Genomic DNA, 24,442 nt, shown 5'->3' with positions numbered 1-24,442 from the left:
AGGAAATATTTACCACTATCCGGATAATTTGATTTAATCATTACATTTATTAAAAAGCAATATTTTCCAAAATGTTTTATTTTTGTTAATTAACATTTACCGCATACCTCTTATAATCCTTGTTAGAATAGGAATAATTCGATTTTATTTTATTTGTATTATGAACTATAATTATATTTTTATTTTTATTATTAATTGATTTATCACATAACTAGTTGTAATATTCGAATGATTCCAAACAGAATATAACCAGAGGAAAGCACAAAAAAGCTGACGCCGATTGCACATCGTCGTCAGCTTACAACAGCTAAGCGTTATTCTTACTGTCCACGAATCGCAGCGATCGCTTGACCGCGATTTTCCTGATTGAATACCGCGCTTCCCGCAACGAGAACAGTGGCTCCTGCTTCCTCGCACAAACGTGCTGTTTGTGCATTGACCCCACCATCGATTTCGATTTCCACATGCCCCAAGCCACGCTCGTTCAGCATTTGACGCAACTGGGCAACCTTTGGCACAACGCTGTGAATGAATTTTTGTCCACCAAAACCAGGGTTCACTGTCATGAGGAGAACCATATCCAAATCAGCAAGGACTGGCTCGATCGTGGAAATCGGTGTTGCCGGGTTCAATACCACTCCCGCTTTCACACCTTGCTCCTTGATCAAGTACAGCGTGCGATGCAGATGACGGCATGCTTCCTGATGAACCGTAATCCAATCTGCCCCACTTTTCGCGAATTGCGGAATGTAGCGATCTGGTTCTTCGATCATCAAGTGTACATCGAGAGGCAGCTTGGTCACTGGGCGAATCGCCTCCACAATCAGCGGGCCGATCGTAATGTTTGGAACGAAGTGTCCATCCATTACATCCACGTGAATCCAGTCTGCTCCTCCTTTCTCGACATCGAGAATTTCTTCACCCAGACGGGCAAAATCAGCAGATAGGATAGAAGGTGCGATTTTCACCATGGTTTGTTCCTCCGTTGGTATTCTTTTAGCTCTTCGCGGAATTGTTTGTAGTGCTCGTAGCGCTGTTCACTGATCTCTCCAGCCTCCAGCGCGGCCTGAACAGCACAAGCTGGCTCGCTTACGTGAAGACAGCCACGGAACTTGCATTCCGAGCTGCGATCGGCAAAGTCCCGGAAGGATTCCGCCAGGTCAAGCTCGGAGAAATCGATAAATTCCAGTGAACTGAAGCCCGGTGTGTCTGCCACATAGCCGCCGCCCGCAAGCGGAATCAGCTCGACATGCCGCGTTGTATGCTTTCCGCGTCCGAGCTTTTGGCTGACATCTCCTGTCTGCAGGCTGACACCCGGAAACAGCATGTTGATCAGGGAGGATTTGCCTACACCTGACTGACCGGCAAAAACCGAAATACGGTCCCGCAAAATTTCACGCACGTCCTCCACACCGCGTTCATCCGCCGTTGAGGTCGGAATCACGCGGTACCCGATCGCCTCATACTTCTCCACGATTTCGGTTACCTCTTCTTCCGACACTTGATCGGCTTTGGATAAAACAATCACGGAATCAATGCCTGCATGTTCCGTGTGCGTCAGGAACTTGTCCAACAGCAACGGACTGAACATCGGCTTGTACATCGAAAAGACAAGTACCGCCTGATCCACATTGGAAATGGGCGGACGAACCAACTCATTCGTCCGTTCGCCCACCTCCATGATATAGCCTTCTTCCTCATTGATCGCATCGTAGACGACCCAATCCCCAACCAGTGGGTTTACTTTTGCATCTTTTTTCTTGAAGAGCCCTCGTGCACGGCAACTGTAGATTCGCCCTTCGTCGGCTACATAATAGAAACCGCTGAGCGCTTTCACAATCCGTCCTTCTGGCATTCATGTCCCTCCACTACACTATGGCAAGCTGCTATAGGAAATCGAATACTTTTGTGCCTCCATAAAGTTGTTCATGTTCGGCCCTTTCACCAACAGCCTGATCAACGCATCTTTTTGAGGCGACACTACGTATTGCACGTTGTATTCTTTGCTTTCAGAAACAGTCTCAGTCAGCACAACCTTCGTACCGGTGGCATCCGTTACTTCAATTTGCACTTCCAATGTATCGCCCGGCATCACATCGAGATAGACAGGCGAAGTTCCAGGCTTAGCATCCTGCGGGAATTGTCCATTGCTGACCTCAAGCGGAACCGCTACACCCTTTTGCACATCCATTCCAGGATCGTATGGGTGAGTGCTGAGAACAATGCCTGGTTTGTCGGTCGTATAAGTAGGCACTTGGGTGATTTTTCCGACAGACAATCCTCTCTTGTACAATTCTACTTGTGCAGCTTCTACCGATATATTCCGGACATCCGGCATTTTTACGAAGGCTTTTCCTTTACTAATCGTGACCGTCACATTTGTTTTAGTCGGGAACACCTTTTCATTTGCGGCTGGAGACTGCTTGATAACCGTCCCTACCTCAGCCTTGTCGTCCTCTTCCTCTACGAAAGTGACATTCTCCAGTTTGAAACCATTGCTTTTCAATGCTTCCTCTGCTGTTGCTCGCGGCAGCGTAACCAGATTTGGCATGTTGATCTCTTGTTGTCCTTTGCTTACAAACAAGGTCACAACGGAATTTTCCTTTAACCGCATGGGAGGCGCAGGGTCCTGGCGTATCACCATTCCCTTTTCTATCGTATCATTGGCTTCTTCGACGATACGGGCAACAAGTTTGGCATCCTGAATCTTTTTCTCAGCGAGCGTCACTTCGATCCCTTCCACATGAGGTACCTGTGCCTCCGGAACGGACGGGAACAGATTCAACAGTAAGTTAAATCCGAAGAATGCCAGTACGAAAAACAGTCCGATACCGCCTACCCACAGCAGAGCTTTGACCCACCATTGTTTCTTGGCTGGTTTGACATCCTCTTCTTCTGTGCGCTGCTCATAGCGGCTACGCCCCGCTCCTCCTGTTTTGCCATTGGTGTGGCCTTCGAGCATTTCAGGTGTGATGATCGGCACCACTCGCGTCATCTCTTCATCCACCGGGAACGTCAGCTTTTCTTCGTTTAATCGTTCTGGGAACAGGCAGGTCTCCAAATCTTCTAGCATTTCACTCGCGGATGCGTATCTGAGAAATGGATCCTTTACCAGCGCCTTCAAAATGACATTTTCCACACTCTGTGGAATAGCCGGATTGACCTGGCGCGGCTCTGGTAGCGGCTCCTGCAAATGCTTGAGCGCCACTGATATAGGCGAATCACCGGAAAACGGCAGTTCACCCGTTACCATTTCGTACAAGACGATCCCCAGCGAGTAAATATCGGATTTTTCCCCGGTAATCCCACCGCGTGCCTGCTCTGGCGAAAAATAATGGACAGAGCCAAGCATCGCATTCGTATGCGTAATCGTTGCGGAAGTAACGGCTCGCGCAATCCCGAAATCCGTAACCTTCACCCGACCATTTTTTCCAATCATAATGTTATGCGGCTTAATATCTCGATGAATGATCTGGTTTTGATGCGCATGATCGAGTGCATCGCAAATTTGCTCGGCGATCCGCACTGCCTCTTCTACCGGCAGCGCACCACGTTGAATGATGACCTCTTTCAACGTATAGCCTTCTATGTACTCCATCACCATGTAATGGGTATCGCCATCCTGACCGACATCATACACCCCAACCACATTGGGGTGAGATAAGCTCGCCACCGCCTGCGCTTCACGCCGGAAACGATTGACGAAATCTTCGTCCGTACCAAACTGTGAACGCAACACTTTGACTGCCACTGGACGATTCAAAATTAAATCTTTGGCCTTGTATACAATGGCCATACCGCCCCCACCGACGCGGGATTCTATTTGGTATCGTCCTCCCAGTCGTTGACCTTCCATCTCTCTCACCCCTCTTTCTGACCGGCATCAAGCGTATTTCGTACGGCAACCAGCGTTATGTTATCTTCCCCACCGGCATCCAGTGCTTCCTGCACCAAACCGTCCACCTTCGCTTGTAACGATATCTGCTTCTGTAAAGTTTCTTCTATGGAAGGATGACTGACTTTATTGCTCAACCCATCCGAGCAAATCAAGACGACATCACCCTCTGACCATTCAAACTGCCCAAGATCAATGAGCACATCCGGTTCTGTCCCGAGCGAGCGCATAATAACGTTGCGGTGAGGGTGGACAGACGCCTCCTCGGCTGTAATCTGTCCACTTTTCACCAGCTCATTGACAAGGGAATGGTTTTCTGTTTTCATCACCAGGCCGTCTTGGTTGTAAAAATACAGACGGCTGTCGCCAATATGCGCGGTAATTACGGAGGATTGGTCGAACAAGGCAGCAACCACGGTTGTGCCCATACCACTGCACTCCGGATGTTCAGTCGCATATTCATAGACTTCTTTATTCGCAAGCAGGACGGCGTTCATCAATTGCTCGCGCACGTCCTCTGCTTCAAGGTCCCCATCTAGGTGACGCAGTTCTTTTACTATTCGCTCAACAGCTAGGCGACTGGCGATATCACCAGCCTGATGGCCACCCATACCATCTGCTACAATGGCGAGCACGCGTCCGTTTAAATCGGTCACACAGGCATAATAGTCCTCGTTAACCTGACGAACGCGGCCAACATGGGATTTCATCGCGATTTCCATGGCATCACCCCACGGTTTCTTTAGCGTGTTGTGCCCTCAATTGTCCGCAAGCAGCAGCAATGTCACTGCCTTGCTCGCGTCTGATGGTCACATTGATTCCTTTTTCTTCTAAAATGCGTTTGAACTGAAAAATCTCATTGCGTGGCGTGCGAACATAATCACGCTCTGGTACGTAGTTCACCGGGATCAGATTCACGTGGCAGAGCATATCGCCAATGAGTTCGGCCAGCTCCTCTGCATGCTCGGGCTGATCGTTTTTCCCGCCGAATAGACCGTACTCAAAACTGATGCGGCGCCCTGTCTTGTTAATGTAATGATGGCATGCTTCCATCAGCTTAGCGAGCGGGAAGCCGCGGTTGATCGGCATAAGCTGGCTTCTCAGCTCTGTGTTCGGAGCGTGCAGGGAAATCGCCAGGTTCACTTGTCCGCCTCGTTCAGCAAACTCGTAAATCTTCGGCACAATTCCACTGGTGGATACCGTAATGTGACGGGCACCGATATTCAAGCCACGGTTATCATTGATGACGGACAAGAACGCCATCAAGCTCTCGAAGTTCTCGAAAGGCTCCCCGATTCCCATGACGACAACGTGACTGACACGCTCACCTTCCGCATCCAATCTGCGTTGTGCCGTCAATACTTGAGAGACGATTTCACCTGCATCCAGGTTACGCTTTAGTCCACCTAGTGTAGATGCACAAAACGTACATCCGATACGGCAGCCCACCTGTGTCGTAACACAAATGCTGTTTCCGTAGTTATGACGCATAATTACTGTCTCAATCGCATGTCCATCGACAAGCTGGAACAAAAACTTGATCGTCCCATCCTGCGACTCCTGATGCGTGATTTCCTTGAGTGGCTCCATGCGGAATGTATCCGCCAGCTTTTGGCGCAGCTCCTTGGACAAATTGCTCATTTCGTCAAAAGAAGTGACGCGTTTTACATATAGCCAGTCAAAAATTTGTTGCGCACGAAATGCTTTGTCGCCGGCACTAACCAGCCATTCCTTCATTTCATCTTGCGTCAAACTGTAAATAAGCGGCTTTGCGCCAGTAAATGTCGTTAACGGCATTCTATCTCCACATCCTCAAAATCATTGCTTGCCTAAATCCATTCTATCATTGTACCTCGTGGGGCGTCTCGCTTCAAACGGTTTTGACATCCAGATTCATAAATGCGTCACTTTTCCTAGTGTAAACCAATCCGAGCGCCCGCAAACAAAGGCAAAGGAGTGGCATTTTCCACCAGTTGGTGCGCCACCCCTTGTTTGTACGTCCGTGTCCTTATCCTCTTCGTTTCAATCGCGCGATAAAGAATCCATCACTCTCGAAATGATGAGGCAAAATTTGTACGCAGGCTCCGGTTTCATCGACATGCTTTCTGACAGCCTCAGGCAGGTCTTGTGCCAGTGTATCATCGAATACGAAATCAGGGTGTTCTTCGACAAAGCGGCGAACAATCTCCTGGTTTTCTGCTGGCTCAATCGTACATGTGCTGTAAACCATGACACCACCTTGAGCAAGCATCGGCGCCAATGTCTTGAGCAATTCATACTGTAACTGAGCAATCGCACGGACATCTTCCGGCGATTTGTTCCATTTTAGATCAGGCTTGCGACGAATCACGCCAAATCCGGTACATGGAGCATCCAGCAGGATTCGATCGAAAGCTCCCAGCGCTCTTTCAGGTAGGTCCAGTGCATCGCTAACGATTGGCTCGATGATCGTAATCCCGAGTCTTTTCGCTGCACTCGCAATCAGATCGCGTTTGTGCGGATGCACGTCACTCGCGATAATTTCCCCGCGGTTTTCCATCATTTCCGCTATGTGCGTTGTTTTTCCACCTGGTGCCGCGCAAGCATCCAGTACACGCATGCCTGGTTGGGCAGCAAGAGCTGGCGCTACGAGCATAGAGCTTTCATCCTGAATCGTGAAGTAGCCTTCCTTGAACAAGCGTGAGCCTGCTGCATGTCCGCCCTCCATCAGAATCGCATGAGGACTGACCGTCGACGCTTGTCCCTCCAGTCCTTCTTCCGCCAGCTTGTCCAGCACTTGATCCTTCGTCGTTTTCCATGCATTGACTCGGACAGAGCTATGCGGCGTTCTGTTGTTGGCTTCGCAAATCGCAATCGTCGTCTCTTCGCCATATACCTCAAGCCACTGACGCACAAGCCATTCTGGATGAGAATGGGCTACGGCGATTTGCATGGCACGGTCGCCTTTTGGCTGACGCTCCCACACATCCGGCTGGCGCAACACATTGCGCAAAACACCGTTGACCATCGAAGCAATCCCTTGATGACCGCGTCTCTTGGCAATTTCAACTGCTTGGTGTACAGCAGCACGCTCAGGAATACGGTCCAAAAAACGAATTTGATACAAGCTGAGACGCAACAAATTGCGGACCCAGGTCTGGACCTTTTTATTCCCGACAAAATGGGACAGAACATGATCCAGCGTCAATTTGCGCTGAATGGTACCGTACACAAGCTCTGTCACCAGCCCTGCATCTGCTGCACTGAGATTTTCCCGATCCAGGACATTGCGCAGCTCAAGATTGCTGTAGGACTTATGTTCTTCTACCCTGTTCAAAACATCGAGGGCGATATCGCGAGCTCCCTTTTTTGCCACGGACTATTCTCCTACCTTTGTGCCGATTTCAATGCTGCTGCCCGCTCCACGCAAAAAGTCGAGTGCGCTCATACGTTTTTTGCCTTCTGGCTGCAATTCGGTTATTTTCACTGCGCCGCTACCGCAAGCGACAACGATACCGTCTTCCTCGCGGGCGATGATTGTTCCCGGCTCTTTTCCTTCACCGGACATAGGCATCTTTTCTACCCACCACAACTTCCAAATCTTTCCTTCACATGTAGTAAATGCGACCGGCCACGGATTCAAGCCGCGGACTTGGTTGTAAATCTGTTCCGCAGAACGGCTCCAGTCAATTTTTTCGTCTGTACGCTTGATATTCGGGGCAAAAGTCGCTGCCGAATGATCCTGTTGCTCTGCCACAAGCTCACCAGCCAACAGGGGCGGAACGGTGGCAATCAACAGCTCAGAGCCTGCCGCAGCCAATTTGTCATGCAAAGTCCCCACGGTATCGCGCTCCTCAATTGGCACGACTACCTTGGACAGCATATCTCCTGCATCGAGCGCTTCCACCATGTACATGATGGTCACGCCTGTTTCCGCTTCTCCCTCGACAATCGATTTATGAATCGGGGCACCCCCGCGATATTTTGGCAAAAGAGAGGCGTGCACATTGATGCAGCCATATTTCGGGGCATCGAGCAGTTTCTTAGGCAAAATTTGCCCATACGCCGCGGTAATGATGAGATCAGGCTCGAGCGCCAACACTTCTTCAAGCGCTTCCTCTGCCTTGATTTTCTCCGGTTGCAATACCAAAAGCCCATGACGCAAAGCCGCCTCCTTCACGGGGGGCGGCGTCAGTACTTGCTTGCGTCCAACGGGACGATCGGGTTGTGTTACGACTCCAATCACGTTGTAACCTGCTTTGAGCACAGCCGTAAGACTCGATACAGCAAAGTCAGGCGTACCCATAAACAGGATGCGAGCATCTTTCAAATGGTTATTCCCCTTCCTGGTTCGGGTTTACTTTGTACACCTTGTCAGCTACATCGATAAAGAGGACGCCGTTTAAATGATCGATCTCGTGTTGAGCGCAACGTGACAACAGGTCGTCTGCCTCGAGCTCAACCACATTCCCGTTACGATCATGACCGCGCAGCTTGATCCACTTGTGGCGACGAACGTCTCCTTGCAGGCCAGGAATGCTTAGGCAGCCTTCTGGATAATCGTATTGCTCCCCTTCATGCTCGATGATTTCCGGATTGATCATTTCAATCAGTCCATCACCGCAATCCATCACGATGACACGCTTGGAGATGCCCACTTGTGGAGCAGCCAAGCCTACACCGTCTGCATCGTACATCGTGTCTGCCATATCATCAAGCAGCTTGTGCAAGTTGGAATTAAATTTGGTTACGACCATTGCCTTTTCACGCAAAATCGGATCTGGATGTTTTACAATTGTGCGAATCGCCATGTGTTTCATATCCTCCCTAAAGCAGTACGTAAGGGTCGACGTCAATCGTCATCAATACTTTCTGCTGTTTGTTCCATTCTTCAAACGCAGCTGTCGCCTGAGCGAGCAGTTCTGACAGTTGCGGTTCATCACGATATTTTAGCATGATCTGAAAACGAAATCTATCCTTCACCCTGGCAATGGGCGAAGCCACAGGGCCCAAGAGGATCGTCGTCTGCGCCAAACGTTGCCGCAAATAGTCAGCCATCGTATGCGCACCACGGATCACAACAGGTACCTCCTCGTGGCTGAACGTAATTAATACGAGACGGAAGTACGGCGGGTAGCCTGTTCGTCTGCGCTGCATCATTTCATCCTGATAAAATGCGGGATAGTCATGCTTGGTCGCATGAACAATGCTGTAATGCTCCGGCGTATACGTCTGAATCACGACATCTCCGTCCAGCTCATGCCGTCCTGCCCGTCCACCTACCTGCGTCAAAAGCTGAAATGTCTTCTCGGCTGCACGGAAGTCCGGCAGATGCAAGGAAGTATCCGCGGCAATGATTCCCGCCAGCGTCACTCGTTGAAAATCAAGCCCCTTGGCAATCATCTGGGTACCGAGTAAAACGTCGCCTTGACCCGAGCGGAATTTGTTTAGCAGCTCTTCGTGAGAGCCTTTTCGCGAGGTCGTGTCCACGTCCATTCGGATGACCCGGATTCCAGGGAAAAGTTTTGCCAGCTCGGCTTCCACCTTTTGTGTTCCCGTACCAAAAAAGCGGATATGCTCACTTTGACATTCCGGACAATGCTTGGGCTGTGCGATGGTGTATCCACAGTAATGGCAGCGCGCCGTATGATTCGTTTTATGATAAGTAAGCGAGATATCGCAATGAATACAACGCATCGTATAACCGCAGGAGCGGCACATGACAAAGGTAGAGAAGCCTCTTCGATTAAGGAAAATGACCATCTGTTCTTCTTTTGCCAATCGATCCGCAATCATCTCATGCAGCTTCCGGCTGAACATCGAACGATTCTGTGCCTGAAGCTCCTCGCGCATATCCACAACATGTACCTCTGGCATCGGGCGATTCCCGACACGCTCCGGCATGCGCAACAGCTCGTAGCGACCTCGCGTAGCCAGTGCATACGTCTCCAGAGCAGGAGTCGCGCTTCCCATGACAAGTACACCCTGATTCTCTTTCGCTCGCCACAGGGCGACTTCCCGTGCATGATAGCGTGGCGTCTCTTCTTGCTTATACGAGCTCTCATGCTCTTCATCAATGACAATCAACCCAACATTCCGAAACGGAGCAAAGATGGCAGATCGGGCACCTACCACCACTTTGACTTGATTTCGAATGATCTTGCGCCACTCGTCATAACGCTCTCCTTGTGACAACGCACTGTGCAAAACAGCTACGTCTGCACCAAAGCGGGCTTTGAAGCGCTCCACCATTTGGGGAGTCAGTGATATTTCCGGAACGAGAAAGATCGCCTCGCGCCCTTTTTCCAACGTGCGTTCGATCGCTTCGAGATACACTTCTGTCTTACCGCTTCCGGTAACGCCGTGCAGCAAGTAAGAAGCATACGTTCCTGACTCAATCGATTGCAAGATAGGGGTCAGTGCCGCTTCCTGTACGGGAGTAAAGACGGGTTTTTGCTTATCCTGGAATCGTCGATTGGCGTACGGGTCCCGGTACACTTCCACTTGTTCAATCGCGATCCAGCCTTTTGATTCCAGGCTTTTTAGCGGAGAGCGGGTAATTCCGTATTCATCCCGCAGCATTTGTACAGATAAGGATTGCTCCTTGTGCATGAGCATCAGTTGAAGGACACGGCGCATTTGCTCTGCCCGTGCCGGCAACGAGCCAATCGCTTCTTCCAGCTTACCCTCATCCAATAAGCTTCGGACAAATGATTGCTGCTTGCGGGTAATTCTGTCCCTTACTTGATACTCCGTAGCGAGCAGACCGCTCTGTATCCAGCCTGGAACGAGCAAATACTCCTCCGCAAATTGTTTCTCCACTTCTGAGAGCGGAATTTGCCGTTTGCGAAACAATTCCCATAGAAGCCCCGATCTCCCGCATGCCTCTTCGTCTAATGCATCTGTCGCCGTCAGCCACTTCTCCGACTTCCCTTTCAGCACAGCCGGAAGCATCGCCTGTACAGCCGTTACCCACGGACACAAATATTGCTTGGACATCCATTCGCTCATCTTTAGCAGCTCTGGCGTAAGAGGAGGAGTATCGTCTTGTACCTGAACGACATCCTTTAGTCGCGAACGATCTGGTATGGCTTCGTCATCCTCTACGATCCCGATGACATAGCCTTGCAGTTGACGGGGACCAAACGGAACAACGACGCGGCTGCCAATGCGAATCAGTGGACGCAACCAAGGCGGAACATGGTAATCAAAAGGTCGATTCGTTCGATTGACCGGAACGTCCACGATAATTTGGGCAATCATGACAGGTCTCGGAGCGGTCTATGCTCTTGCACGGCAAGAACAGCATCAAACAGCTTGTCTGCCACAGCCCGCTTGCTCAATTTATCCAATGCCAATTGCTCTCCGCCACGGGTTAGCAAGGTCACGATATTTGTATCGCTCCCCATACCTGCTCCCTCAAGCAATACATTATTGGCTACGATCATATCGAGATTTTTTCGCTCCAGCTTGGACTGGGCATGCTGTAACACATTTTGGGTCTCTGCTGCAAAGCCTACGACAAATTGCTTCGTTTTCCGCTCACCAATCGTCTTTAAAATATCGGGTGCTTTCTCCAGCGCAAGTTCGAGTGGACCATCACCCTTTTTCATCTTATGTTCAGCTACATGCTTTGGTCGATAATCGGAAACGGCTGCTGATTTGACGACGATGTCACAGTGCGGCAACTGCTCCATGACGGCATCAAACATTTCTTGTACCGATTCTACCGCGATGAATTCTACTCCATCAGGACGTGCCAGGTTAGTCGGCCCACTGATGAGTGTGACCTTCGCCCCTCTGTCTCGTGCCGCTTCCGCGATAGCGTAGCCCATTTTTCCGGAAGCATGATTGGTTATGTAACGAACGGGATCAATTTTTTCACGAGTCGGTCCCGCCGTGATTAGTACGTGCTTTTCCTGCAAATCTTTTTCTCGAATCGTCTGTCTTGTCTCATCGGAAGCAAACCATTGACGCACAGCTTCGACGATTTCCTCGGGCTCCGCCAAACGCCCTTTGCCAATCCAGCCACATGCCAAAAGCCCGACACCGGGTTCAACAAACCGATAACCATACGCGGTAAGCTTATCCATATTGGCGATAACCGCAGGGTGATTGTACATATTGACGTTCATGGCAGGCGCGACCATGACAGGCGCTTTCGTAGCCAGTACAGTCGTCGTCAGCATATCATCCGCAATGCCATTCGCCATTTTGCCAATCACGTTAGCCGTTGCTGGCGCGATCAATATGAGATCAGCTCGATCAGCCAGTTCAATATGGCTAATCACATGCGGGTCTGGCTCCGTAAACGTATCTGTATAAACAGGCAGGTGAGACAAGGCTTGAAACGTCAAAGGCTGAATAAACTGTAAGGCGCCCTCTGTCAAAATAACATGCACCAATGCACCTGCCTGTGTCAGCTTGCTGGTCAGTGCAGCAGCCTTATAAGCAGCGATGCCGCCAGATACCCCAAGAACAATTCGTTTTCCTGCAAGCGAATGCATCTGCACTCTCTCCTTTCTCCCCTATCCGAAATCCGAAAAAAACAACCTCGTGAGGTTGTTTTTAAAGGTGACTGCTTATTTGCGACCGTCCAAAAACTCGTGAACGAGCTCGTCGGAGATGAACTCTTCCAGTGCCAAACCTACAAATTTTTTGGATTTTGGTCTCACCACTTGAATTTCGCTGTTTTCGCGAAGCTGACGCGCGCGCTTGGATGCGACTGTTACTAGGATGTACTTGCTCTCTGCCTTTTCGGTCAATTCGTCAATAGATGGATACAACATAATTCTATTCAACCTCCTGTAACCATTTGCGATATTTGTGAACCTGACGATCTTTTTTCAGATGCTCCGCTGTAATAATCGCTTGGATACGATCGCAAGCCGATTCGATGACGTCATTGACGACTACATAATCGTAGTGATCCATGAGCTCGATTTCAGCACGCGCCACTTCCATGCGTTTGCGAATGATCTCTTGTGATTCTGTCCCGCGTCCCACGATCCGGTTTTCCAGTTCGTTTAAATCAGGCGGAGCCAGGAACAGGAAAGTACCTTGCGGGAAACGCTCTTTCACTTGAAGAGCACCCTGAACTTCAATCTCAAGAATGACATCGCGCCCCTCATTGAGCATATCGTCCACGAACTGACGAGGTGTTCCGTAGTAATTCCCTACGTATTCTGCCCATTCCAGAAGAGCATCTTCTTCAATCATCTGCTTGAACTCTTCCTGGCTTTTAAAAAAGTAATTAACTCCTTCCACCTCTCCAGGACGCGGCTGGCGTGTGGTAGCAGAAACAGAATACACCAGATCAGGCATCACTTCACGAAGCGCCTTGCATACTGTTCCTTTTCCCACACCAGCTGGTCCGGAAAGAACCAAAAGGAGACCACGATCAACCATACTCATTGTTTACACTCCTACTTTATTCGTCCGATTCGTCATCCTTCGTTGTCAAACGCTGCGCCACTGTTTCTGGCTGTACCGCCGACAAAATCACGTGATCGCTGTCTGTAATAATGACCGCACGTGTACGTCTCCCATAAGTCGCGTCCACTAGCATGTTGCGATCGCGGGCTTCCTGGATGATCCGTTTGATAGGAGCGGACTCCGGACTTACAATTGAAATAATGCGGTTGGCATTGACGATGTTGCCAAAACCGATATTGATTAGCTTGATTGCCATGACGGCCCAGCCCATCCTTTCATGCTACTCAACATTCTGTATTTGCTCCCGCATCTTCTCCAGTTCTGTCTTGATCTCGACAGCCAAATGCTGAATGCGCAAATGATTCGCTTTGGAAGCAATCGTATTCGCTTCCCGATTCATTTCCTGGAGCAGAAAATCCAGTTTTCGACCAATTGCTTCTTCTTTGCCTAATTGATTGGCAAACTGTTGGCAATGACTATCTAAACGGGTCAACTCTTCACTAATATCACTTTTATCAGCGAAAAAGGCAACCTCTTGCGCTACACGAGCAGGGTCCAATTCAAAAGGTGTCAAACCGGCCCACTCACTTACGCGTTGCTCAAGTCGGCCCTTGTAATCTTCCCTACAAAGTGGGGCCAACTGGGAGATCTCCCGCGTCCATGTGTTGACGGCAGTCAGGCGACTGGCTAGATCAGCGTGCAGCAGTTTACCCTCGGTCTCTTTCATCGAAACGAGATCCATTGCCGCGCCCCTGACCAGGTCTTGGAGCCACTCTGCCAGCTCCTCCACATTGTCCTCTGACTCTTTGGTATGTATCACGCCAGGAAAGTGTAACAGATCCTTGACGGTTAAAGGCGTCTCTAGCGAAAACCGCTGAGTCATCTCGCGGGAAATGGAGACTAGCTGTTCAGCTACATCCCAGTCAATGTCCATGACCGCAGCAGAAGAATTTTTCCCTTCCACTGAAACAGTGACATCGACACGCCCTCTTCTGACATACTGTGCGACCAGTTTACGAATCGAATCCTCAAGCATATTCCACGCTTTGGGCAGGCGCACGACAATCTCAGAAAAGCGATGATTCACCGCACGAATCTCGACTGTTGCTCGAATGGAGCCTTTGCTATCTTCTTTTCTACCGTAACCAGTCATGCTTCGAATCACAAGTTTTCACTTCCATAGACGCAAAATCGTTAATTTATTATAGGAGACAACTCTTGGCAGTGTCAACCGAAGCAACCCCACCACGATGAGATTCCTCCTTGCTCTGACTTATGCTACACTGTGACTGGCAGCTCTCTATCTATTATTCTAGCCATTTTTTGATCTGAGGTGACCTTTGTGGCATTTGATGGCGTTGTAACCCGCTCCGTAGCGCGGGAATTACATAAACTGGTAGGAGGACGCATCTCGAAAATCCACCAGCCGCACCATAGCGATATTGTTATGCAAGTACGGACACAAGGAGAAACGGTAAAGTTCCTCCTGTCTGCAAACCCGACCTATCCGAGACTTCATATCACGACAGAAGAATTCACGAATCCACTGGAAGCTCCGATGTTTTGCATGCTATTGCGCAAGCATTGTGAGGGCGGCGTAATTGAATCTGTGCAGCAAATCGGGATGGAGCGAATCATTCACATCGACGTGCGTACCCGGGATGAGCTGGGTGACACGGCTGTCCGCCGAATTATTGTAGAGATCATGGGCAAGCACAGTAACATCATCCTCATCGATCCTGCAACCGGTATGATTTTGGATAGCGCCATGCATGTGACGCTTGCCATTAGCCAGTACAGACAAGTTACGCCTGGCAGACCTTACGTCTCTCCTCCAAGCCAAGATAAACGCGACCCTCTCACTGTAACCGAGCAAGCGTTTATTTCTTCCCTCGACTGGAACGGCGGTCGTTTGGACAAGCAAATCGTAGAAGGCTATACCGGGATTAGTCCGTTATTGGCAAAAGAAATTTTGCACAGAGCCGGCCTCGCGAATCGCGAAACACTGTGGGCTGCCTTTTCACAGGTGATGAAGGCAATCAACAATCATGAGTATATCCCTTCTATTGTTGAGGCAAACGGAAAAGCGTATTTTCACGTCGTTGAGCTGACACATCTCTCTAGCGGAGTCACCACCCCCTATCCTTCCGTCCAAGATTGCTTGCAGGCATTTTACGAAGGAAAGGCGCTCCGTGACACTGTCAAGCAGCGTGCGCACGATTTGATTCGTTTTGTCACCAGTGAGCGCAATAAAAATGAAAAGAAAATCGAGAAGCTCGAGCAAACACTGCAAGATGCGCATGAAGCAGATCAATTCCGTCTGTACGGTGAATTGATCACCGCCAATATGCACCAAATGAAGCGAGGGGATCGCGAGCTCGTCACAGTCAACTGGTATGACGAAGCGGGAGATACCATCACCATTCCGCTCGACCCGTTGAAGACCCCGTCGGAAAATTTGCAGTCGTATTACAAGCGGTATAACAAGGCCAAAAACAGCCTTTCTATCGTAAGTGAGCAGATTGAGCAAGCGAAGGCTGAACTCTTGTATTTGGATGGAGTATTGGTTCAACTGGAACATGCAACCTTAAAAGATGCCGAAGAAATTCGCGAGGAGCTCGTGGAGCAAGGCTACATGCGAGATCGTAAAAAACGCGGTCCGCGCAAGAAAAAAGATACCAGACCAGAGCTGGATTCATACCTTTCTTCGGACGGCATTGAAATTTTGGTCGGCAAAAACAATAAACAAAATGAATACTTGACCAACAAGCTCGCATCGTCACAAGAAACATGGCTGCACACCAAGGATATCCCTGGGTCCCATGTCGTCATTCGCGCTCGGGAATTTTCGGATGAGACGTTGCTTGAAGCAGCGAATCTGGCGGCTTATTTCAGTCGTGCCAAAGAAGGAAGTCAAATTCCCGTAGATTACACACTCGTCAAGCATGTAAAAAAACCGAGCGGTGCCAAGCCTGGCTATGTGATCTACGAGCAGCAACGAACGCTGTATGTGACACCGGATGAAGCATTGATCCGCCGTTTAAAATCAAACACCTCTTCTACGAATAGTGCGACTACCTAAGTTCATACTAAGAGCATGAAAGGTGGTGTTCGCACTTTGAACATCGTTCTCAAGCTCTTGTTTAACGGAATCATTGCCATCCCAGGGCTTTGGTGGTCGGGTACGTCCCTTATGTTTGCAGTGCTCGCAAGCGTGATTGTCAGTTTACTGGGTTATGTACTGGATTTGACAATCCTCCCACGTACGAACAATACGTTTGCGAGCTCCGCTGATTTCTTGTTCGTGTATGCCTCCTTGTGGCTTGGCTGTTATTTGTTTGGTCAGACCATATCCTTATCTGGTTTGTTGTTGACGGCATTTGCCATTACGGTGGTCGAATACTTTTTCCATGGTTACCTGCAACGGCGCGGTGTCCATCATTCTAAACATCCGGGCTGAAGCATCATTTCTATTTTGGAAGGAGGATCAGGATGAACGTCATTGGTATCATCCAGACCGATCTTAACGAATTCAACGTGCTGTTTGAACAGCAAGGCGGACAAGGCGGTAAGGGACAAGGACAGCAATCACAAGACAGCGGACAAAACAACCAACAAGACCAAGACAGTGATTCGATGTTTCTCAGCTTTCTTGATGAGCAACCGAGTTCAAATGAGCACAGCGGGCAAGGGAACAGCCAAGGTGGGCAACAGCAAAATGGCGGCGGCGGTCCGCAAGAGCTGACCGTTCGCATTAAAGGAATTCCCGAGGGACAAAAAGCAAACTTCCTGCAAATGTATCAAATTCTTCAAGACGCCCAAGACTCCCAAACACTTGAAAAAGACCTGACCATTGTCGATCACGGAGATCAAGACCAAGGCTCCCAAAAACAAGGGCAGGGTCACAGCTCGGGCAAGCAAAACAAAACCACTCATTAATTGAGACACAAAAACAAAAACCACCTGGAAGCAAATTCCAAGTGGTTTTTGTTTTTGTGCTATCGGCAATTCATTGCATTCATAAACGGCCAAGTCCCCGCTCTGCCGTTGACCTCATGTTTCTATAACCTGCGCTCACACAGGTGGGCGACCCTTCTGCACTTCAGCCTTCCCATGCATCCAAAAAGGAGGTGGGCCTGACATCCATCACAGTTTCCGTCTCCCAAAAAACACGTATAAGGTTAGAAACATTTACGGCCTATCGTACATCGCAGGATCTTGATATCCCTACTTTATCACAAAATGGTCCATTGCTCAACGGATAAAGTTCCCTTTGGACTTTTCTGAGCTCAAAAAAATAACCGCTACGTTCGCTTTACCTTCGCTTGCACAAGCGTCTGAAATTCAGGACGTGCGATCAGGGACGGCTGCTGTTGCTTTTCCCAGGTGAGAGCGTATTCTAGGCCGTTTGCCAGGCAGCGTCCCAATCCTTCTTTGGTTACAGCATACGCTTGTTTCGGCAGGCGACGTACCGCAGCAACCAATTTTTCAACCTCACTTTCGACTTGACTGGCTTCTACCGCTCGATAAATTAAGCCGATTTCCTCCGCCTTTTTCCCTGTAATTCTTTCTCCCAGCAGTGCGAGCCGCTTCGCCCACGCTGTACCAACAAGTCTCGGCAAAAGGTATGTCCCGCCAAAATCCGTTGTCAGACCGATCTGTACAAAAGGCTCCTGCAAAAGCGCATCTTCCGTCGCAATGACAAAATCAGCATGCAACGCGAGATTGAGTCCCGCTCCGACGGCTACTCCCTGGATAACGGCAATCACAGGCTTTGGCATTTGATGCAAATTGGTGATGAAATCATTAATGATCGTCAATGATTGATCAGCGTCACTCTTATCCGTCAGCGCAGTTAACACACCCAAATCAGCACCGGAGCAAAAGTTCCCTCCTGCTCCTCGCAAAATTAGCACATCGACTTCCTCATCTGTGGATGCTTTTGCAATCGCCTCCTGCAAAAGTGAAAACATTTCTACCGTCATCGCATTGAGGACATGTGGTCTGTTTAGCGTAATCGTGCAGATTCCACCGGCTTTTGTTACGAACACCTGCGTATGATAATCCTGTTCCATCATTTTTCTCTCCTTTCCTATGAAAAAGCGGCAGGAATAATCCCCTGCCTATGCAGCCTGCTCAAATCTTCCTCTGTGAGGTTCAGCTTGCGTTTGAGCAGCTCATGCGTGTAATCAGTGTGCCATGGGGGTGACAACCTCTCTGTCTTGTAACGATGCGCGAAGCCCTCCTCTTGATCGAGCGACTTCTTTTCCAAATAAGGAAGCGTATACGCTATCTCCCTGTTCGCAACATACGGATTGTCTGCCCACTTTTCCCAATCCTCAACAGCGGTCAGACAGCAATCCACTTCACTTCCCAGCTCACTCCACTCAGCTTGGGTTCTGGTCAGAAACAGTGCTTTCATGTCATCAAACACATCTGGATGCTTTGTAACGCTCGCCAGGTGGCATAGCTCCCAGTCCGCTCTTCCTACCGCGCGGCAAAAATTGAGCCAGAACTTCTCTTCCAGTGCAGCAAGTGCGACATACTGACCGTCTGCTGTCTCAAAAACCTGGTACGCCAACAAATTCCCTCTTCTGGTCTCCCGTCCAATCGAAGAGCTGTATGACATAAACAGTCCATGCAGCCCTGTCCAAGAACTAAACAAGTCAGCCGACGATACATCCAAATATGCTCCTCGTCCTGTCCGCGCACGTTGAACAAGCGCCGCGCATATTTGTTCACTGGCATACAGCCCGAGCGCGTAATCAGAAAGCGGAATATCAGCAACGACAGGCTTTCCTTCCTGATCGCGAACCAGCGAGAGAAATCCGCTTACTGCCTGGACATTCAAGTCATGCCCCCCTATTTGGTATAGCTCTCCACTTTGACCATAGCCCGTCACAGAGCAATAAATGACCGCAGGGTGCATCTCCCACAGGTGATCATAATCAAGTCCCAAATGTCGCATCACACCTGGTCGGTAGCTTTCCACCACGACATCAGCTTGTCTGGCCAGAGCAAACGCGAGCGCTTTTCCCTCATTTGTCCGCAAATTCAAGGAAATGCTTTTATGATTGCGATGTGAACGCAGGTAAAACGCTCCCGTCTCTCTAGCTTCAGGTTGAGTAGTTCTGGTTAACGTTGCGTGAGCTTTGTCGTGAAACGGTTCCACCTCGATGACCTCTGCCCCTAAATCAGCAAGGCGCATCGTACAAATCGGACCTGGAAGATGGCGAGAAAAATCAACGATCGTCACTCCCGTCAACATGATTTGACTCCCCCTTCACCGACTACACTCTCTTGTAATTCGAGATGAACGAGTGTTCACCCTCTTTTTTAATAGAAAATTCAAACAAATACAAAAAGCCGCCCCAGGCGGAACGACTTTTTCAAGAACAGTTATTTGATAAACCGGAGAGTGAGCGGGTAACGGAATTCTTTTCCCTCATTCGCTTTCACCGCAGCCATGATAACGAAGATCGCCCAAAAAATAAAAAGGGCTCCCAATAATAGTGCGCCGATAAAAATTATAATCAACAAACTTGAAATTGCAGCATAAATCGTCACCGAGATGCTAAAATTCAGGGCCTCTTTTCCATGCTGATAAAAAAAGGCTCCCTCTTCACGCTTGATCAACCAAACGATTAAAGGTCCTAGTACATTGCCGAACGGAACGACAAAACCAAGGAAGGCAGATAGATGTACAATCATCGCCCACATTCGTTCCTCTTTCCCATTCAGGAATTGCATATCCATACCTCCATTAATCCTTTTCCTTTATTGTACGACAAATTGCGCAAAACTTGCGAAAAAACGAAAAAAGCGCCGTCACGGCGCCTTTCTCTATTAATATTTGCCATCGTGACTTCCACCGTACCCGCCACTAGAGGAACCGTAACCATCATAGCCTCCATAGTGGCCACAATGTCCGTGTCCATAGCTACGACCGTATGGTTTACAATACGTTTTGTAGTGTGGCTTGTAGTAGCAATGCTTTTTGTACACTTTCTTTTCGCAGCATTTATAGCATCTGCGACGAGATCTTCTGCATCCGCAACTCATTAACCTCACCCCCTCCTGTTCGTTACATCTACAAGGTATGTAGGTGAAGACATATCGGCATGGTCATAAGTCTATACACGAGTCAAAATCAGCGGATGTCTCGTAGGCTATTTAAGTAGTAAGAGTGTTCAATCGCTGATTGGATCGCGCTTTTTCCGACTTTCGAACACGATGCGCAAGTATTCAAAACCTATCGTCAATAGAAGGGAGGGCATGAAGCCTGTATACCGGGTCATACTAATTCAGATGACAATTCCTTAGGAAGAAGGTGCCTTCGTGGGAGAACACAGCCGTTTTCGTGAAGGAGAAAAGTCTCCGAAAAATGCCGTATACATGGAGATTGGTGAGTCTGGTGCAAGCGTGCAAAACCCGATGATCATCGAGCTTTCCAGAGGGGAAAAGTTCCCCGCTACACGAAATAAAAATCGCGTATGGACGCAAAAGTAAAGAATACAAAAACCAACCTGGCACCATGCACAAGGTTGGTTCTCTTTTTTCCTAATTATCGTCGTCTTCGTCGTCGTTTTCTTCCTCTTCGTCTTCTTCATCGCCGCTCAAGTAAATAATGGTGACACCCAAGCTCTCCAATAACGAAAGGACTTCTTTGTTCAACTCCTGATCCATGAGCAACCCCAAGCTTTCCACGAGCTCGAGCTCTTCCAGTTCGCCCTGTTCAGCATCCTCGATCAGTTCTATGATTTCGGTCATTCGCTTTTTTTCCAATACGGCTACGAGTTCATCTCTTGTCATAAATGGTTTTACACCTCATTTTCTACTCTCTATGCTTTATAATAGTACATAAACGAACCATTGAAAACTAAGTAGTGAGGTGAAGATCACCATGTATCCGCAACCGTATCTGGATTATTTGATCCAGTTTCATGTAGAACGCGATTATTTTGAGTGTCATGAGATTCTTGAAGAGTATTGGAAAAGCGCTCCTCCATATGAACGTCAGCCAGTGTGGGTCGGTTTGATTCAAATCTCCGTCGCTCTTTATCACCAGAGACGCGGGAATCAGTCAGGTGCCATCAAAATGCTTACGAGCGCCATTTCCCTTGTCAAAAAGCATCATCTAGACATCCAAAAGCTTGGGTTGGATAGTGACAGTTTGGCAAGCCTGCTTGAAGAGCGCCTGACGGAAATGCAAAATGGTCAGCCCTATCGAAGCCTTTCCTTGCCCATGTCCGATGCTTTGAAACAGGCGTATCAAGAGGCTTGTACGATGCAAAACCACCCTGAACATCGGGATAGCGATATGCAAGACGCCTATTTGCTGAATAAGCATACCTTAAGGGACCGAAGCGACGTTTTGGCAGAACGCCAGCACCAGCTAAAGATGCGCGAAGCACGTCGAAACAACGAGTCAAACTAATCTGCGTACAACTGCAAATAACTGGCTGGGACAGCATCGCTCAAGCAATAGTGCTCACCCACTCGGTAAAAGCAAATGCCGGCTTCATGGGCTTCCTTTGCATTCACAGTGACGAGGCGCAATGTGTCTGTCGGCTCTCCAATATGCTCCGGCCTATCCGCAAGCTGCACATACTCACTGGCAATCGGCAACAGGCCGCCAGTGAGTACTTGTTTTAATAACTTTCGATGTGTCCCGTAATAGAGAACGTCAGGTGGAACGATCTCCATGAGCCTGCTTTTTGCAATCGAGGGCAAAAAGCCGTAGGTAACACGAATGAGTGCTCCTCCGTCCCATTCGATACTCCGCTCCGGATCGTATTCCACGACTTGATGCAGATCTTGCCTGGTTATGTATGCGCACCCTTTCAGCGTATGAAGATATTCCAGCAACGGCTCAACCGGGGTATACCCATACGTGTCATAGTAGAGTTGAAATGCTTCACTGTTTTGCCGAAGTATACTAAGCAATCGCTTGCGAAGTCTCGTTTCTTCATGAATCGCCAGCATCATTTTCGCCCTCCTATCCGGTCAATAAATCCAGAGAACCACAGCAAGTGCGAGACCCAAATCCGCGAACAGATGACTAAACCAGTTTGGATATATCGAAGGAAACATTCCTTTCATCCATCCCCAAATCAGTCCTGCGCCAAAAACCATCGATGTAATGAGCAAGCCGTTTCGAAAACCAAATAGGATCGTAGAGATAATCAGGTGATACAAGGAATAAAAAAAGCTGGAAAGAAAAATGGACATCAATCGGGATAAGGATGCACGCAATCGCTGCAATACGAAGCCTCGCCAGAACAACTCTTCCAGCAGCGAGTTAATGAAAATAAGATAGACGGAAAAACCCAAAATCCAGCGGCGCTCAATCCCCCATGCTTCTATGCCTGCTCGAACGGCTTCAGGTCTTCCCGGTTCCTGCAAGAGCAACCAAAGTCCAGCCAGCACTCCCGTCAACATCAGAATGCCAAGTGCCAGTCCGTATAAAGCACCCTGCCATTCAAAACTTCCCCACGCGAGACGCCAGTGCCTTCGCAAATCTCCCTCCCACCATCCGTGAATGACGGGGATACAGATGCAAACGAGAACATGAAAAGAAAAGAACGTGATAATGACGCTATGCTTTTCCACCAGTCCGTAAAAGATCGTGAGTGTGGCAGCAAATCCATACACGATCAACAGTAGTAACGCTCGTTTTCGCGCCATTTACGAATAGCTCCTTTTGTGCGTAATGGCCGCAGTATTGGGTTAGTTTGTCCGTTATGAACACGAAGAATACCCACAAAGACAATAAATATACAAGCGTTTGCATGAATGCTATACTAGAGAAATCGCTTTTTATCAAATGAATCGATCGGTTCGAATTTTTACCTATCTAACGAATGTTTGGAGTGGCTCTCATGTTATGGCGTAATCGTACCTTTCTGCTTTTAATGAGCGGAGAGATCGTCGCGGGAGCGGGCATGTGGATTTCGATTATTGCCAATCTTGCGTTCATGCAGAAACTCGTTCCTTCTGATACGGTGAAGGGCTTGATTCTGATGTGTGGATTGGTGGTCAGCATTCTCCTCGCCCCAAAAGCGGGTGTGGTGATTGACATGTACGACAAAGGCAAAATCATGCTGTTTGCCAGTGTGGTCCGAACACTCAGCCCAGTCTTCATGTTCCCAGCTCTTGCAAGCGATTCTCTTCTGTGGATGATCGTATCTTTGATCGTGATGCAATGCTCCGCTGCTTTTTATTTTCCGACCGTGCAGGCTTCCTTGCCAGCCATTCTTTCCCAGGACGAGTTACTCAAGGCGAACAGCGCATATTTGAATATCTCTACCCTCTCGCGCATTGGAGGAACAGCCATCGGTGGTATACTCGTTGCATCCATGGACCTGTCCATGCTGTATGTGTGCTCCATCATCGCGTATGCAGTACTCGCTGTGGTCACGCTCTTTCTCCGTATTCCGCCAGTCACTTCTCGGAAGATTCAGGAAAAAGTAGAGTTTCGCGAAGTACTAACGATCTCGCGACAGGACCCGGCTCTGTTTGTCGGATTGATTAATAATGGATTGATCACCTTGTTCCTTGGCGGTGTGAACCTGATGATCCTGAACTTTAGCGAGCTGCAGCAGGAACCTCAGCTCATGGGATGGATCTATGCAGCAGAAGGAATCAGCATTTTGATTGGAGGACTCTTGGCAAAACGTTGGATAGGCCGCAGAAACCTCGTGGCAGCATCCACCATCATGCTCTTTTTCTTCGCGCTTTCCCAGTTTGGCATGTCATTCGCCGATAACAAATTCATGGTGCTTGCTTCCTTCTCCGTGTTCGGCTTTGTCGTTGCTTTCTTCTTCCCGGTCATTGCAACAATTTTTCAGAAGCGCCTACCTCCACACCAGCAAGGACGATTCTTTTCTTTTAAAAGCATGCTAGATCGTGGATTTTTCTTGTTGGCTCTCGCGATTACAGGAGTTGGGCTGGACCTTCTCGGTATTAGCGGTTACCTCCTTTTCATCGGCTCGGTGACATTGCTCTTTGGCTTGTTGACTTTCATTTACAGTAAAAAGCATAAGCTGGATGTTCGCTCCCATGATGAAGCAGCTGCCTAGAATCGGTATGGACTGTACCATGACAAACGCTTTCCTATAGACCATGCTTTGG

The 24,442-nt window shown here is 48.9% G+C and carries 26 protein-coding genes and 1 other RNA gene; 6 read left to right on the top strand and 21 right to left on the bottom strand.

What is annotated here, in order from left to right; translation table 11 throughout:
* Window positions 1-320 precede the first annotated feature (320 nt).
* From rpe to C7R94_RS17270, 14 genes are all read right to left on the bottom strand, one after another.
* Window positions 321-971 (bottom strand): ribulose-phosphate 3-epimerase, encoded by a 651-nt coding sequence (rpe, locus tag C7R94_RS17335; RefSeq protein ID WP_015891988.1) that lies wholly within the window; start codon window positions 969-971, stop codon window positions 321-323.
* On the bottom strand, window positions 965-1,855 hold the full coding sequence (rsgA, locus tag C7R94_RS17330; RefSeq protein ID WP_106783214.1) for a ribosome small subunit-dependent GTPase A: 891 nt from the start codon (window positions 1,853-1,855) through the stop codon (window positions 965-967). Before rsgA ends, rpe begins: the two co-directional genes overlap by 7 nt.
* Before the next feature lie 18 nt (window positions 1,856-1,873).
* Window positions 1,874-3,856 carry a Stk1 family PASTA domain-containing Ser/Thr kinase gene (gene pknB, locus C7R94_RS17325; RefSeq protein ID WP_106783212.1) on the bottom strand — a complete coding sequence of 661 codons (1,983 nt, stop codon included), beginning with the start codon at window positions 3,854-3,856 and terminating at the stop codon, window positions 1,874-1,876.
* Between the two features lie 5 nt (window positions 3,857-3,861).
* Complete coding sequence (locus C7R94_RS17320; RefSeq protein ID WP_106783209.1) at window positions 3,862-4,617, bottom strand: Stp1/IreP family PP2C-type Ser/Thr phosphatase; 756 nt, start codon at window positions 4,615-4,617, stop codon at window positions 3,862-3,864.
* 4 nt (window positions 4,618-4,621) lie between these two features.
* Window positions 4,622-5,692, bottom strand: a complete 1,071-nt coding sequence (rlmN, locus tag C7R94_RS17315) for a dual-specificity RNA methyltransferase RlmN (protein ID WP_047068187.1) — start codon at window positions 5,690-5,692, stop codon at window positions 4,622-4,624.
* Window positions 5,693-5,903: 211 nt separating this feature from the next.
* Entirely contained in the window at window positions 5,904-7,250 is a 1,347-nt protein-coding gene (gene rsmB / locus C7R94_RS17310; RefSeq protein ID WP_106783208.1) for a 16S rRNA (cytosine(967)-C(5))-methyltransferase RsmB, read from the bottom strand.
* A gap of 3 nt (window positions 7,251-7,253) precedes the next feature.
* Entirely contained in the window at window positions 7,254-8,204 is a 951-nt protein-coding gene (gene fmt / locus C7R94_RS17305; RefSeq protein WP_106783205.1) for a methionyl-tRNA formyltransferase, read from the bottom strand.
* Window positions 8,205-8,208: 4 nt separating this feature from the next.
* Window positions 8,209-8,685 carry a peptide deformylase gene (gene def / locus C7R94_RS17300; RefSeq protein WP_015891995.1) on the bottom strand — a complete coding sequence of 159 codons (477 nt, stop codon included), beginning with the start codon at window positions 8,683-8,685 and terminating at the stop codon, window positions 8,209-8,211.
* A 16-nt stretch (window positions 8,686-8,701) separates the two neighbouring features.
* A complete protein-coding gene (gene priA, locus C7R94_RS17295; protein WP_106783203.1) occupies window positions 8,702-11,137 on the bottom strand; it encodes a primosomal protein N' in 2,436 nt (811 codons plus the stop codon).
* Complete coding sequence (coaBC, locus tag C7R94_RS17290; RefSeq protein ID WP_106783201.1) at window positions 11,134-12,381, bottom strand: bifunctional phosphopantothenoylcysteine decarboxylase/phosphopantothenate--cysteine ligase CoaBC; 1,248 nt, start codon at window positions 12,379-12,381, stop codon at window positions 11,134-11,136. The genes priA and coaBC overlap by 4 nt, the downstream gene beginning before the upstream one ends.
* A 75-nt stretch (window positions 12,382-12,456) precedes the next feature.
* Window positions 12,457-12,663 (bottom strand): DNA-directed RNA polymerase subunit omega, encoded by a 207-nt coding sequence (gene rpoZ / locus C7R94_RS17285; protein ID WP_016742004.1) that lies wholly within the window; start codon window positions 12,661-12,663, stop codon window positions 12,457-12,459.
* 4 nt (window positions 12,664-12,667) lie between these two features.
* The gene (gmk, locus tag C7R94_RS17280) at window positions 12,668-13,288 is read right to left on the bottom strand and encodes a guanylate kinase (protein WP_047068199.1); all 621 of its coding nucleotides are present in this window, start codon (window positions 13,286-13,288) and stop codon (window positions 12,668-12,670) included.
* Between the two features lie 16 nt (window positions 13,289-13,304).
* Window positions 13,305-13,565, bottom strand: coding sequence for an extracellular matrix/biofilm regulator RemA (gene remA / locus C7R94_RS17275; RefSeq protein WP_015891999.1), 261 nt, complete (start codon window positions 13,563-13,565; stop codon window positions 13,305-13,307).
* Between the two features lie 24 nt (window positions 13,566-13,589).
* Entirely contained in the window at window positions 13,590-14,474 is an 885-nt protein-coding gene (locus C7R94_RS17270) for a YicC/YloC family endoribonuclease (protein ID WP_106783198.1), read from the bottom strand.
* 177 nt (window positions 14,475-14,651) lie between these two features.
* Here C7R94_RS17270 and C7R94_RS17265 point away from each other — a divergent pair, with 177 nt between their 5' ends.
* Genes C7R94_RS17265 through C7R94_RS17255 form a run of 3 tightly spaced genes read left to right on the top strand, consistent with a single transcriptional unit; the run spans window position 14,652 to window position 17,248 of the window.
* Complete coding sequence (locus C7R94_RS17265) at window positions 14,652-16,391, top strand: Rqc2 family fibronectin-binding protein (protein WP_106783196.1); 1,740 nt, start codon at window positions 14,652-14,654, stop codon at window positions 16,389-16,391.
* 36 nt (window positions 16,392-16,427) lie between these two features.
* The gene (locus C7R94_RS17260; RefSeq protein ID WP_106783194.1) at window positions 16,428-16,769 is read left to right on the top strand and encodes a DUF2512 family protein; all 342 of its coding nucleotides are present in this window, start codon (window positions 16,428-16,430) and stop codon (window positions 16,767-16,769) included.
* A 32-nt stretch (window positions 16,770-16,801) separates the two neighbouring features.
* On the top strand, window positions 16,802-17,248 hold the full coding sequence (locus C7R94_RS17255; RefSeq protein ID WP_106783192.1) for a hypothetical protein: 447 nt from the start codon (window positions 16,802-16,804) through the stop codon (window positions 17,246-17,248).
* A 90-nt stretch (window positions 17,249-17,338) separates the two neighbouring features.
* Here C7R94_RS17255 and ssrS read toward each other — a convergent pair.
* The 4 genes from ssrS to C7R94_RS17235 all read right to left on the bottom strand — a co-directional run bounded on the left by ssrS (window position 17,339) and on the right by C7R94_RS17235 (window position 20,059).
* Window positions 17,339-17,529: non-coding RNA, 6S RNA (gene ssrS / locus C7R94_RS17250), on the bottom strand.
* Between the two features lie 84 nt (window positions 17,530-17,613).
* Window positions 17,614-18,384, bottom strand: a complete 771-nt coding sequence (locus tag C7R94_RS17245) for an enoyl-CoA hydratase/isomerase family protein (RefSeq protein WP_106783189.1) — start codon at window positions 18,382-18,384, stop codon at window positions 17,614-17,616.
* 17 nt (window positions 18,385-18,401) lie between these two features.
* Window positions 18,402-19,577 carry a CaiB/BaiF CoA transferase family protein gene (locus C7R94_RS17240; protein WP_106783187.1) on the bottom strand — a complete coding sequence of 392 codons (1,176 nt, stop codon included), beginning with the start codon at window positions 19,575-19,577 and terminating at the stop codon, window positions 18,402-18,404.
* Window positions 19,578-19,708: 131 nt separating this feature from the next.
* Complete coding sequence (locus C7R94_RS17235; protein WP_047068213.1) at window positions 19,709-20,059, bottom strand: DUF4870 domain-containing protein; 351 nt, start codon at window positions 20,057-20,059, stop codon at window positions 19,709-19,711.
* Window positions 20,060-20,647: 588 nt separating this feature from the next.
* On the opposite strand from C7R94_RS17235, the gene C7R94_RS17230 reads away from it, so the two are divergent.
* A complete protein-coding gene (locus tag C7R94_RS17230) occupies window positions 20,648-20,818 on the top strand; it encodes a YjzC family protein (RefSeq protein ID WP_017249478.1) in 171 nt (56 codons plus the stop codon).
* A 51-nt stretch (window positions 20,819-20,869) separates the two neighbouring features.
* On the opposite strand, the gene C7R94_RS17225 is transcribed toward C7R94_RS17230, so the two are convergent.
* On the bottom strand, window positions 20,870-21,121 hold the full coding sequence (locus C7R94_RS17225) for a hypothetical protein (RefSeq protein WP_047068215.1): 252 nt from the start codon (window positions 21,119-21,121) through the stop codon (window positions 20,870-20,872).
* A 91-nt stretch (window positions 21,122-21,212) separates the two neighbouring features.
* On the opposite strand from C7R94_RS17225, the gene C7R94_RS17220 reads away from it, so the two are divergent.
* Window positions 21,213-21,746, top strand: coding sequence for a DUF309 domain-containing protein (locus tag C7R94_RS17220; RefSeq protein ID WP_106783185.1), 534 nt, complete (start codon window positions 21,213-21,215; stop codon window positions 21,744-21,746).
* On the opposite strand, the gene C7R94_RS17215 is transcribed toward C7R94_RS17220, so the two are convergent.
* Both C7R94_RS17215 and C7R94_RS17210 read right to left on the bottom strand, forming a co-directional pair.
* Window positions 21,743-22,297: an RNA 2'-phosphotransferase gene (locus C7R94_RS17215; protein WP_233220586.1), complete on the bottom strand. Its 555-nt coding sequence runs from the start codon at window positions 22,295-22,297 to the stop codon at window positions 21,743-21,745. The genes C7R94_RS17220 and C7R94_RS17215 overlap by 4 nt on opposite strands.
* 18 nt (window positions 22,298-22,315) lie before the next feature.
* Entirely contained in the window at window positions 22,316-22,996 is a 681-nt protein-coding gene (locus C7R94_RS17210) for a CPBP family intramembrane glutamic endopeptidase (protein WP_106783182.1), read from the bottom strand.
* A gap of 194 nt (window positions 22,997-23,190) precedes the next feature.
* Between C7R94_RS17210 and C7R94_RS17205 the strand changes: the two genes are divergently transcribed.
* Window positions 23,191-24,390: an MFS transporter gene (locus C7R94_RS17205; RefSeq protein WP_047068223.1), complete on the top strand. Its 1,200-nt coding sequence runs from the start codon at window positions 23,191-23,193 to the stop codon at window positions 24,388-24,390.
* The last annotated feature ends 52 nt before the right edge of the window (window positions 24,391-24,442 follow it).

It is taken from the genome of Brevibacillus sp. NRRL NRS-603 (genome assembly GCF_003013445.1).
Classification (GTDB): domain Bacteria; phylum Bacillota; class Bacilli; order Brevibacillales; family Brevibacillaceae; genus Brevibacillus; species Brevibacillus formosus.
This window is presented reverse-complemented; position numbering and strand designations above follow the sequence as displayed.